We start from the raw sequence: 11649 nt of genomic DNA, 5'->3' as shown, positions 1-11649 counted from the left end.
AGACCCACCGCATATCTGCTTTATGGTGGGTCGAGACCCACCCTATGCATGCCTTGGGATGGGCCGCGCCCCACACGCCCATCGTGTGGGTCCTGACCCACCGACGCGGTGCACTCGCACGTGCTTCGCTGGAGGCCAACGCTCGGAGGCTGCGCATGCAAAGCCCGCACGACCTGCTCGATCGACTGTCCACCCTGCCAGGCGGCGAAGGCGGTCTCACGGCGAGAGACGTCGAAGCCCTGCGCGCCCGCTACGGCGACAACCGCATCGTCGAACCCCCACGGCATCGCTTCTGGCATGCGCTGCGCGACGCTGCGTCCGATCCGATGCTGTGGTTCCTGCTGGTGGTGAGCGCGCTGTTCTTCGCCACCGGCGAGACGCTTGAAGCCAGCGTACTGCTGCTGGCGATGCTGCCCCTGCTCGGCATGGACGCCTTCCTGCACCGGCGCACGCAGCTGTCGACCTCAGCCTTGGCCAGCCGTCTGGCCAGCGAAGCGATGGCGCTGCGCGATGGCACATGGCAGCGAATCCTGGCCTCCGCCCTGGTGCCGGGCGATCGCGTGCGCGTGGCCAGCGGCGAGGCGATCCCGGCCGACGGCCTGTGGCGCGCGGCCGAGGCGCTGCAGGTTGACGAATCCAGCCTGAGCGGCGAGTCGGTGCCGGTGCGGAAGCAGATCACCGAGGACGCGAAGCTCACCTCCGAACACTGGGGCTTCGCCGGCACCCGCGTGCTGGCCGGCCGCGGCGAGCTGCAGGTGCTCGGCACCGGCGGCGACAGCCGCTACGGCGAGCTGGTCCGGCTGGCGGTGACCACCACGCAGCCGCGCACCCCTCTGCAGCAGGCGGTGACGCGGCTGGTGATGACCCTGGTGTGGATCGCGCTGGTTCTGTGCATTCTGCTGGCCGCGGTGCGGCTGTGGCAGGGCCAGGGCTGGCTGGACGCGCTGCTCAGCGGGCTGACGCTGGCGATTGCCGCCTTGCCCGAGGAGTTTCCGGTGGTGCTGAGCCTGTTCCTCGGCGTCGGCGTGTTCCGGCTGGCGCGACGCAATGCGCTGGTGCGGCGTGCGGTGGCGGTCGAGGACATCGGCCGGGTCAGCGTGCTTTGCACCGACAAGACCGGCACGCTTACCGAAGGCCGACTGCGCCTGCGCGAGCTGCGGCCTGTGGCCGCGCTTTCGATCGAGGAACTCGCCCAGCGCGCCGCGCAGTCGGTGGCCGCCGACAGTACCGACCCGCTGGATGTCTGCCTGCGCGAGGCCGCGCCTTCGGCACCCGTGCCAGCAGTGCAACAGCGCTTTCCGTTCACCGAGGACCGCCGTCGCGAAACCGTGCTGCTCATTGAGGGTGAGACGCGGATCGCCCGCATGAAAGGCGCACCGGAAACCGTGCTGCGGGCCTGCGCTCTGGCGCCGCCCGAGCTCGAGCACTGGCAGGCCGAGGCGCAGTCGCTGGCGACGCGCGGGCTGAAGGTGCTGGCGCTGGCCGAGCGCCTGATCGACAACGCGGCCGAGCTCACGATCGAACCCGATCAGGGCTATCGCCTGCTCGGCCTGCTCGGCTTCGGCGACTCCCTGCGCGCCAGCGTGCCGGCGGCGCTGGCGCGCTGCCGCGCGCAGGGTCTGCGGGTGGTGATGCTCACCGGCGACCACCCGGCCACCGCCGCGGCGATCGCCGTCGAAGCGGGGCTGTGCGCGGGCGCGCCGCGGGTGGTGAGCCTCGACGACGAGGTCAGCCCGGAAGCGCTGGCGCAGGCCGATGTGGTTGCGCGCGCGCAGCCGAAGCAGAAGCTGGCCCTGGTGCAGGCCCTGCAGGCGACGGGCGTGGCGGTGGCGGTCACCGGCGACGGCGTCAACGACGTGCCCGCGCTGAAGGCCGCCGATGTCGGCATCGCCATGGGCGAACGCGGCACCCAGGCGGCGCGCGAGGCGGCCGCGATTGTTCTTCTGGACGACGACTTCGCCACGCTTGCCGGCGCCATCGCCGAAGGCCGCGCGCTGTACCGCAACCTGCGTGCGAGCTTCGCGTACCTGCTGCTGGTGCACCTGCCCTTCGTCCTCAGCGCCGCGCTGGTGCCGGCGTTCGGCGGGCCGCTGCTGTTCCTGCCGATCCACATCGTCTGGCTGGAACTGATCATCCATCCGAGCGCGATGCTGGGCTTCCAGCGCGAGGCGGGCGGCGTCGACGGCGATGCGCCGACGCGTGCCGGCCAGCTGTTCGATGCGCGCGCCTGGCGGCGTCTGCTGCTCGGCGGCAGCCTGGGCTGCGCCGCAGTGCTGCTGGCCCAGGCGCTGCCGACGTGGTTCGACGGCGCGGACTCCGACGCGCTGCCTCGCACGCTCGCGCTGGCGGCGCTGGTGGCCTTCAGCGCGACCGTGCTGATCGGCCTCGGTCGAAGCCGCAGCGCCCGCCTCATCGCCGCGCTCGCGCTGACCAGCCTCGCGCTGACCCTGTGGCCCGCGGCCTCGGGCGTGCTCGGCACCGCGGTGCCGCAGCTCACACCCCTGCTGACCGCGCTCGCGCTGGGCGCCGCGGCGGCGGTCGGCGCGCTGGCGCTGAATCCGCTGGCGCGGGCGAGGGTTGTGTGAGGCGGGAAGCGAGGAACGAGAAGTGAGAAGTGAGAAGTGAGGAACGGCTCGCGGCCATGAGCGCTCGGCGCAAGCTCACGAGGGCATCGGGTGGGGCTTGGCCCACCACGAGCTTCACTCTCGCCCGATCATCGGCTTCGCGACACATCCGAGCACACGGCGGTTCGCGTGGCGACGCACCGGGGAGAACATCAACGCCACGGTGGGTCAAGACCCACCCTATGAAGGCTTCGGCTTCTCTCGCCCGATCATCGCTTCGCAACACATCCGAGCAGACGGCGGTTCGCGTGGCGACGCACCGGGGCGAACATCAACGCCACGGTGGGTCAAGACCCGCCCTATGAATGCTTCGGCTTCTCTCGCCCGATCATCGCTTCGCAACACATCCGAGCACACGGCGGTTCGCGTGGCGACGCACCGGCGCGAACATCAACGCCACGCTGGGTCACGACCCACCCGATGAATGCTTCGGCTTCCCTCGCCCGATCACCGGCTTCGCGACACATCCGAGCACACGGCGGTTCGCGTGTCGACGCACCGGGGCGCACATCAACGCCACGCTGGGTCACGACCCACCCGATGAATGCTTCGGCTTCCCTCGCCCGATCACCGGCTTCGCGACACATCCGAGCACACGGCGGTTCGCGTGTCGACGCACCGGGGCGCACATCAACGCCACGCTGGGTCACGACCCACCCGATGAATGCTTCGGCTTCCCTCGCCCGATCACCGGCTTCGCGACACATCCGAGCACACGGCGGTTCGCGTGTCGACGCACCGGGGCGCACATCAACGCCACGGTGGGTCAAGACCCACCCTATGAATGCTTCGGCTCTCGCTTCGCTCTTGCGGGGAGGAGCCCGCGCTCTGCCCGGGGCCCCTGGGGAGCGGCGGGAGGCGGTCGATCCGCCCGCAGGGTTGGCCGCAGGGATGCGGCCAAGGTTTTCGACAGGCCAGGGAGGGCCTGTCCGAAAACCCCGACCGACTCACGCGTACCCTCTGCGCACGGATGCGCAGAGGGCGCGTACGAGGGGTGGCCTTTCTTTGGCCTACCTTTCTTTGGCCATTCAAAGAAAGGTAGGTCGGGCCGGCCGCACGCGGGAATGGCCATGGATGGCCATGCTTTGGGAGCGCGGAAGGACGGACCGAAAGCTCTTGATCTTCGCTTCAAGCGACGAAACAGGACCGAGGCGAGCGTGGAGCTCTTGGTGGGTCAAGACCCACCCAATGAGATCGGAACACCGAGGCCGAAGCGAAGCGCGTGGTGGGTCAAGACCCACCCTATGGGTTCGCATCGCTGCGCTGGAGGACGCCGGCCGGGATCAACCCACCGCCCCGAACAGCGCACCCGCGGCCCAAGTGCAGGCCATCGCCAGCCCGCCCCAGAACAGCACGCGCAGCGCGCCGCGCAGGAGCGGTGCTCCACCGGCCCAGGCGGCGAGTGTCCCCAGCACGCAGAGCAGGACGAGGCTGCCCACCAGCACCACGATCGCCATGGCCGCCGGCGACGCCAGCAGCACCATGAGCAGCGGCAGCCCGGCCCCGGCGGCGAACGCGGCGGCTGAGGCCAGCGCCGCCTGCACCGGCCGTGCGCGCTGCTGATCGGTGATGCCCAGCTCGTCGCGCGCATGCGCACTGAGGGCGTCATGCGCGGTCAGGGCGATGGCGACTTCGCGGGCCAGCGCAGGCGGCAGCCCGCGCGCCTGCTGCAGGGCCACAAGTTCCTCCAGCTCCGCATCCGGCGTCTCGACGAGCTCGCGCCGTTCGCGGGCGAGGTCGGCGCGCTCGATGTCGGCCTGGGTGCTGACCGAGATGTACTCGCCGGCCGCCATCGACAGCGCGCCGGCGATCAGGCCCGCGGTGCCAGCAATCAGCACCGCCGAAATCTCACCGCCGGACGCGGCCACGCCCAGCACCAGACTGGCGGTCGAGATCAGCCCGTCATTGGCGCCGAGCACGGCGGCGCGCAGCCAGCCGCCGCGCTGCACGCCATGGCGCTCGACGTGCCAGCGGCGCATCACGCGCGCGGGCCCGGCAACATGCGCCGCAGGGTGTCATCGCGACGCAGGTAGTGGTGGTACAGCCCGGCCAGCGCATGCAGCCCGATCAGCGCGTAGCCGACCGTGGCGCCGATTTCGTGGAACTCTTCCAGCGTGTGGGCAAGATCGCTGTTCTCGCCGACCAGGGCCGGCAGCGGAATGCCCCACAGGCTGATCGCGGTACCCTCGGCCGAGAGGATCAGCCAGCCGACGATGGGCATGCCGAGCATGAACCCGTACAGGGCCAGGTGACCGGCGCTCGCGGCCAGCTTCTGCAGGGCCGGCAGCGGTGGGCTGACCGGCGGGATCGGGCCGCGCAGACGCAGTGCGATGCGCGCGATCACGAACAGCAGCACGGTCAGGCCGCCGGAGAAATGGATCGCCTTCATCAGCTCGCGCGGCTCGCTGCCGCGCGGGAAGTAGCCGCGGAATTCCATGCAGGCGTAGACCACCGCGATCAGCAGCAGGGTCAACCAGTGCAGCGCGATCAGCGGGCGGGGATAGCGGGCTTGGCTCATGGCACGACCTCGTGAGGTGGGAGCAGGAATGCGGCGCGGTGCAGCCGTGGTACGCCGGGGCGGCAGCGATCCGTCGCAGGCGCGGGCGTGGGGGCTTCCTCCCGCGAGACCGCGCCGGCCTGCACCGGGTGGCGCCGCCACCGTGCGCAGGCGGACAGCGGGCATCGATCGCTGTGCTGCGCCGCGCGACCGGGCCGTTGCGTGCGCCATAGCGGGCGCCCAGGCCGTTGCGCGCGCCATGGAGGGCGCGCCCGCGGAGCGAGCGCGCACGTGCTTGATCCAGCGCAAGCGAGTCCGGACATGTGCCGGACTCGCGACCACGGATCAAGGCCACGAGGGACTTGATCCGTGTTGCCCAAGCCCAGCGTGGACTCGATCCGTGCCGCCTTAGCCCGGACGCGAGGTCGGAGCGGGCTTTGCTGGCGACGCTGGCACTTCATCCTTGGCCCCTTCGGCGGCGCGCAGCGCGGCGACTTCATCGTCGAAGTCCTCGCCGTGGCGGTCAGGCGCGCGCTGCTTGCGGATCAGCGCCAGATTGCGCAGGTAGACGATCAGGCCAAAGCTCTGGCCGAGAATGATCACCGCATCGCCGGTGTGCAGCGCATAGGCCAACAGCAGCAGGCTGCCGGACAGCGACAGATACCAGAACTGCACCGGATTCACCGAGGCCTGGGCGCGCTCGGAGGCATAGAGCTGGACCACGAAGCGGCCGGTGAAGAGCGCCTGGCCGAGAAAGCCCAGCGCGAACCACAGCGGCTCCGCGCGTTCAACCGCCGCGCTCGCCACGGGCGCCTCGTGGCTCAGCAGACCAGCGCCAAGCGCCACACCGGCAAGCCCCAGCCACGGCCAGGCGAAGCCGATCGCGCGCCCGCGCGCGGCGCGCTGCACCAGCTCGATGTTGCGCAGGTAGATTGCCAGCCCAACGATCTGGCCAAGCGCGATCACCGCGTCGCGCTGGTGCGCGGCATAGGCCAGCAGCAGCACCGAGCCGATCACACTGAAGAACCAGAAGTGCACCGGCAGCAGCGAACGGCGAGCGCGCTCGGACAGCACCCACTGCACCAGGAAGCGGGCCGAGAACGCGACCTGCGCGAGCAGGCCCACGCCCAGCCAGATCGGATCGGCGAAGTTCACGAGGCCCGCCGCTGGTGGGGCGCGGCGCGCTCGATGCGCTGCTCGTTCACCGTCGTCACCCGCGTCCGCCGGCCCAGCCAGGCCACGCCGAACAGGTCGACGATGCCGACCCACAGGCGGTTCCAGGTGCCGTAGTGCGATTGCCCGGCGCCGCGCGGGCGGTGGTTGACCGGCAGGCTGTCGACGGTCCAGCCGCCCTGACGGATCAGGGCCGGGATGAAGCGGTGCATGTGGTTGAAGGCCGGCACGTTGAGCAGGGCCGCGCGCTCGACCACGCGGATGCCGCAGCCGCTGTCGGGCGTCGAGTCGCGCAGCAGGCCGCCGCGCACGGCGTTGGCGATCTTCGAGGACATCCGCTTGATGCCCGAATCGCGGCGGCTGACCCGCCAGCCCTGGATCAGCTTGAGCGCGGGGTCGGCCCGGCGCTCGATCTCGGCCAAGAGGCGCGGCAGGTCGGCGGGGTCGTTCTGCGCATCGCCGTCGAGGGTGCCGATCCACAGGCCGCGCGCATGCCGCACGCCATTGATCAGCGCGGTGCTCTGGCCGGCATTGCGCACATGCCGCAGCACCCGCAGCTGCGGCAGGCGCTGCTGCAGCTCTGCCAGTACCGCCGGGCTGGCGTCGCTGCTGGCGTCATCCACCACCACGATCTCGTAGTCACGGCGACCCGCGAAGGCGGCCACGACTTCGTCGATCAAACCCGGCAGGTTGCCGGCTTCGTTATGGGCGGGAATGACGACCGAGATCGTCAGGCGGTCGGAGGTGTCCACAGGTTCAGTCATCCTGATCGAGGTGCAGCGGAGAAGTCTGTTCGGCAGCCGGCGGAACGCAGTTCGCGCGCAGGCCGGCGGCGTTGACGAGGAACCAGTGTCGGCGGTTGGAGATGCCGACCTCAATGGCCCGGGCCGGGTCGATGCAGTCGTCCTTGTAGGTGCGCTGGATCAGCATCCAGTGGCGATCGGACGCGCGCAGCCAGGCGTCCGCCAGTTCGCGCTGGTGCTCGATCGTGGTCTTGAAACCGAAAGCGCGGACTTCGCCCACGCCCTGCAGCAGGAACTGCTCCGGCCCGCCGACGATGCCGATCGCGGCGCCCTCCGGCAGCAGCGCGTGCGCGCGCTCCATCAGCGCGCTCCCCGAGCGCGCGCCGTTCATGTCGGGGTAGCCGAGCAGGCCGTAGCCGCTCCACACCATCGTCATCACCGCGGCGAAGGCGATCGCACCGCGCCGCCACAGCGCGATGCAGGCCAGCACGCCCAGCGTGCCAACCGCCAGCAGCCAGTCCCAGGGCGCCACGCCGTTCTGCTCCAGTACGCGCTGAGCGAAGCGCGGCTCGCCCAGCAGCGCCCAAGCGGCGGCGACCGCGAGCAGGCCGGCGAGGGCGAAGCCCAGCGCCCACAGCGCGCGCTGCACGCCGGCCCGGCGCAGCAGGCCCGGCAGCAGCGGCGCCAGCGCCATCGCCAGCGCCGGCACCGCCGGCAGCAGGTAGACACCGCGCTTGCCCGGCGAGAGCGAGAAGAACAGCAGCACCAGCGCGACCCAGCCGATCAGCAGCAGCGGCCGCGCATCGCCACGACGCATCCGCCGCCACCAAGCGGGCAGCGCCCAGGGCAGCAGCAGCGCGAGCGGCAGCCACAGCACCGGCACCACCTCGATCAGGTAGTACCACCAGGGCTTCAGGTGCATCCACGCATTGGCGTAGCGGGTAACGGTCTGCTTGAACAGCAGGTCGTCGCGGTAGGCGGCCAGCTCGGCGTTGCCCGGCTGGGCGGCGAAGTACAGCAGCGGCAGCGCCCAGGCCAGGATCGGCAGCAGCATCGCCAGCGGCCCCCAAGCCCAGCGCCAGCCGCCCTCAAAGCGGGCGAGCCCGTACATGCCGCGCAGACGCGCCACGACATAGGGGATCAGCAGCAGCCAGGGCAGAAAGCCGGTGCCCTTGGTGATGACGCCAAGGCCGGTGGCGACGCCGGCAAGCACGTACCAGCCCCAGGCCGGCCCCAGCAGCAGATGGCGCAGGATTCCGTAGAGGCCCAGCGTGGTGAACAGCACCAGCACCATGTCGATCTGCGCGGTGCGGCCCTGCAGGGTGAACTGCACGCAGAACAGCAGGCCGAGCGCACCCCAGAAGGCGACGCGGCGGTTGTAGACACGACGCAGCAGATCCCAGGTCAGCGCCAGCGTGCCGAAGGCCGCCAGCAGCGAGGGCAACAGGAAGGCCAGTCGGGTCTGCCCGGTCAGCGCGTAGGCGGCGGCCTGCAGCCACAGGAACACCGGCGGCTTCTCGGCGTACAGCTCAGGCCCGCGGTGCGGCACCCACCAGCGCGCGGTCTCGACCATGTCGCGGCCCATCAGCGCGAAGCGCGGCTCATCCGCCGGCCACGGATCGCGCAGGCCGTAGCCGACGCCAAGCAGCCACAGAGCGAGCGCGGCCAGCAGCCAGAGGTCGAGGGGCGGGCGCAGGCGCAGCGCGGCAGGGAAGAAGGAAGCCATGGGCAACAAGAATGCGCGTTCGAGTTTGCAGAAAGCTTGGCAGGGAGTGAGTGATTCGTTAAGCCCGAGTGCTCTGTCCGCAGGCGGCGGAGCGCCGCTGGGGTCCTGCCAGAGCAACACCGATCAAGCGCGGCATGCACATGATCGGTGCTGCCTTAACAGCCCTTGGTCCAGGCTGTGGCCACCCGTCGCTGCGAACCGAGCGTCCGCCGTGTCCACACGTGAGTCCGATCGCCTCGCCGCTTCCGACCGTCTTCGCGCGCTCCTGCGGGAGCCTGGGTTGCGTTTGCTGCTGCTCGCAATCGCCGCCCTTGGCCTTGCCTCGCTGTGGCTGCGGCCAACGCTGCCGGTGGACGAAACCCGCTATCTAGCCGTGGCCTGGGAGATGTGGTGGCGCGACGATTTCGTGCTGCCTTGGCTCAATGGCGAGCCCTACCACCACAAACCGCCGCTGCTGTTCTGGCTGATCCACGCCGGCTGGTCGGTGTTCGGCGTCAACGACGTCTGGCCGCGACTACTGAGCCCCCTGGCCGCCGTTGCCGCGGTCTTCGGCCTGCGCGGGCTCGCGCGCGCGCTGTGGCCCGAGCGCCCGGCGGCGGCAGCGCTGGCGCCGATCCTGGCCTTCGGCAGCCTGTATCTGTTCGCCTACACCTCGCTGCTGATGTTCGACACCCTGCTGCTGGCCCTGCTGCTGGCCGCGTGGCTGCAGCTGCACCGGCTGCTGTCGGCACCCACTCCGGCCGCGGCCGCGCTGTTCCTGCTGTGGGCGGCGCTGGCCCTGCTGTGCAAGGGGCCGGTGGCGCTGGTGCATCTGTTGGCGCCGATCCTGACCTGGCCGTGGTGGCGCCCGCCCGGGCAGCCGGCGCTCAAGCGCCTGTGGCTGCCCCTGCTGCTGACCGTACTGGCCACGCTGCCGGTGCTGCTCTGGGCCTTGGCCGCCAGCGAACGCGGCGGCGAGGCCTTCCGCCAGGCCCTGCTGTTCGGCCAGACCTTGGATCGCGTGCAGGGCGCGATGGGCCACCCGCGACCGCTCGGGTTCTATCTGCCCTTCCTGCTGCTGCTGCCCCTGCCCTGGAGCCTGTGGCCGCCGGCCTGGCGCGCACTGGGGCGGCTGCGCGCGCTGGCCCGGGACAGCGGCGCCCGCTTCGCGATGGCGACGCTCGCTGTGGCGTCGCTGATCCACCTCGGCATCGCGGGCAAGCAGGTCCACTACCTGATCCCGATGCTCGCCCTCGGCTACCTGCTGCTGGCGCGCCTGCTTGCAGAGTGCGGCGAGCACGAGCGCCCCGCGCGGCGGATCGCCCTCGCCGGAAGCGCCGCGCTGCTGCTCCTGCTGGCGCTGGCGTCGGGTCCGCTGTCGACGCACTACCCGCTGCCCGCGATCGGCGCGTCCCTGGCGACCGCCCAGGCACAGGGCCGGCCCCTTGCCTACATCGGCATCTACCAGGGTGAGTTCCATTTCGCAGGCCGACTGCGCCAGCCGATCGCGGCGATTGCACCGGCCGCGGCGCAGGCGTGGGCACAGGCCCATCCGCAGGGCCTGCTGCTCGCTCGCGACAAGCGCGTGCGCGGCGCGCTTGCGGCGCGCAGCGAGGGCCGCTTCGACTACAAGCGCAGCCCCCTGTGGCTACTGCCGGCGCAGGCCTTCCTCGACGGTGCGGTGCAGGCCAGCGAGCCGGGCAGCGCGGACGACGAAGCGAGTACCGACGAAGCCGCAGTTCCGGCCACGCCTCGCCAGGCGCTGGCCAGCCGATAGCCGATGCCCGCGGCGCTGCGGATCAGCGCACGGCCGAAAGGTCGATCCCGCGCTGCGCGCATCAGGCTGTGCAGGGCGACGACGCCGGACACGTCCTCACCCGAGACCTGCTTGGCGAGCCGCGCACAGCGGTCGTCGGCACGCAGCCGCGCTGCCGCCTGCGCAGGGCGTGCGGAACGGCCTCCAGCACAAGCAGACCGAAGGGCTTGGGCATGTCGTCGTAAGCACCACGATCGCAGCCGGCGCGGCAGACATCGAGCGCGTCGCCCGCGCTCGGCATCCGCGCCGGCAGCGAATGGCCCCAGGCACGCAGCGGTGCGCAGAGTCCGAGGCCCTTGAGGCGCAGCGGATCGAGATCGCACATCAGCGTATCGAAGTCGCCAACAGCGGCCATGCACAGACCCAGCAGGCATCCACTGGCGCGGTCGACGCGGTGGCCGCGCTGCCGCAGAACCTCCAGCAGAGGGGCAGCGAGGCCGAGCACGCGATGCTCGATCCATCCTAAGCGCGTCCGGATTTGCGTCGAAGTCGCGACCACGGATCAAGCTCAGGATTGACTGGATCCGTGTTGCCCCAACGGGATCAGCGGTCGCGACGACGCGACCGCGCCTGCCCGCGACTCAGCGCGGATCGTCGCCGCAGCGGAAGCCAGTCATATCCAGGTCGCTGGCCGTGCCGTTGCTCACGCGCACCGTCACGCTGACCGGCTGGATGCCGGGGCAGGGGAAGCTGATCGTGGGGTTGCTGCTGATCGGATAGTGGGTGGTGCTCCAGCCGACGCGCACCGTCCACGTGTACTGAAGCCGGTCCTCATCGCCGGGGTTCACCGCATACACGCGCGGCCAGGCTTCACAGGTGGCACTGTGCGGACCCGTCATGCATTCGAGGATGGCGTAGATCGGCTCATTGACCGCAATCGACTTCGGGCAGACGACGTCCGGGGCAGCGACCACATAGAACGAGCCCTCTGACCCGGTCTTGGGGATGGGGCAAAGCACGGGCGATTTCCGCGGCGCCGGTGACGCTGGGGCCGAATCAGGGGGTGCGAGCGGTGCAGGCTCACGCGCAGTGATGGGCTGAGCAGCGGCGGCGCCGCCGAACGCAAGCAGCAGCGACAACAGCGCAAGCTG

At 70.8% G+C, this 11649-nt stretch carries 9 protein-coding genes; 2 read left to right on the top strand and 7 right to left on the bottom strand.

Translation table 11 applies throughout. The annotated features are described in order from the left end of the window. Positions 1-155 precede the first annotated feature (155 nt). The gene (locus tag H4O13_16435; GenBank protein ID MBE5316983.1) at positions 156-2585 is read left to right on the top strand and encodes a cation-transporting P-type ATPase; all 2430 of its coding nucleotides are present in this window, start codon (positions 156-158) and stop codon (positions 2583-2585) included. Positions 2586-3907: 1322 nt separating this feature from the next. On the opposite strand, the gene H4O13_16430 is transcribed toward H4O13_16435, so the two are convergent. The 5 genes from H4O13_16430 to H4O13_16410 all read right to left on the bottom strand — a co-directional run bounded on the left by H4O13_16430 (position 3908) and on the right by H4O13_16410 (position 8763). Beyond that, a complete protein-coding gene (locus H4O13_16430) occupies positions 3908-4603 on the bottom strand; it encodes a VIT family protein (GenBank protein ID MBE5316982.1) in 696 nt (231 codons plus the stop codon). Beyond that, positions 4603-5142 (bottom strand): cytochrome b, encoded by a 540-nt coding sequence (locus tag H4O13_16425; protein MBE5316981.1) that lies wholly within the window; start codon positions 5140-5142, stop codon positions 4603-4605. Before H4O13_16425 ends, H4O13_16430 begins: the two co-directional genes overlap by 1 nt. Before the next feature lie 387 nt (positions 5143-5529). Beyond that, positions 5530-6276, bottom strand: a complete 747-nt coding sequence (locus H4O13_16420) for a lipid-A-disaccharide synthase N-terminal domain-containing protein (GenBank protein MBE5316980.1) — start codon at positions 6274-6276, stop codon at positions 5530-5532. Beyond that, positions 6273-7058: a glycosyltransferase family 2 protein gene (locus H4O13_16415; GenBank protein MBE5316979.1), complete on the bottom strand. Its 786-nt coding sequence runs from the start codon at positions 7056-7058 to the stop codon at positions 6273-6275. The genes H4O13_16420 and H4O13_16415 overlap by 4 nt, the downstream gene beginning before the upstream one ends. Further along, entirely contained in the window at positions 7051-8763 is a 1713-nt protein-coding gene (locus H4O13_16410; GenBank protein MBE5316978.1) for a glycosyltransferase family 39 protein, read from the bottom strand. The genes H4O13_16415 and H4O13_16410 overlap by 8 nt, the downstream gene beginning before the upstream one ends. Before the next feature lie 280 nt (positions 8764-9043). On the opposite strand from H4O13_16410, the gene H4O13_16405 reads away from it, so the two are divergent. Continuing rightward, positions 9044-10519 (top strand): glycosyltransferase family 39 protein, encoded by a 1476-nt coding sequence (locus tag H4O13_16405; protein ID MBE5316977.1) that lies wholly within the window; start codon positions 9044-9046, stop codon positions 10517-10519. Positions 10520-10580: 61 nt separating this feature from the next. On the opposite strand, the gene H4O13_16400 is transcribed toward H4O13_16405, so the two are convergent. Beyond that, positions 10581-11057, bottom strand: coding sequence for a hypothetical protein (locus tag H4O13_16400; protein ID MBE5316976.1), 477 nt, complete (start codon positions 11055-11057; stop codon positions 10581-10583). Positions 11058-11139: 82 nt separating this feature from the next. Continuing rightward, positions 11140-11517: a hypothetical protein gene (locus H4O13_16395; protein ID MBE5316975.1), complete on the bottom strand. Its 378-nt coding sequence runs from the start codon at positions 11515-11517 to the stop codon at positions 11140-11142. Positions 11518-11649: the final 132 nt, after the last annotated feature.

This window comes from Lysobacterales bacterium (assembly GCA_014946745.1).
Lineage (GTDB): Bacteria > Pseudomonadota > Gammaproteobacteria > Xanthomonadales > Xanthomonadaceae > Aquimonas.
Note: the sequence above shows the minus strand (reverse complement) of the source record. Positions and strands in the feature narration are given on the sequence as shown.

Excerpts from the sequence above, each read along its gene's own strand:
- H4O13_16435 (MBE5316983.1), top strand. The coding sequence starts at position 156 with ATGCAAAGCCCGCACGACCTGCTCGATCGACTGTCCACCCTGCCAGGC.
- H4O13_16430 (MBE5316982.1), bottom strand. The coding sequence starts at position 4,603 with ATGCGCCGCTGGCACGTCGAGCGCCATGGCGTGCAGCGCGGCGGCTGG.
- H4O13_16425 (MBE5316981.1), bottom strand. The coding sequence starts at position 5,142 with ATGAGCCAAGCCCGCTATCCCCGCCCGCTGATCGCGCTGCACTGGTTG.
- H4O13_16415 (MBE5316979.1), bottom strand. The coding sequence starts at position 7,058 with ATGACTGAACCTGTGGACACCTCCGACCGCCTGACGATCTCGGTCGTC.
- H4O13_16410 (MBE5316978.1), bottom strand. The coding sequence starts at position 8,763 with ATGGCTTCCTTCTTCCCTGCCGCGCTGCGCCTGCGCCCGCCCCTCGAC.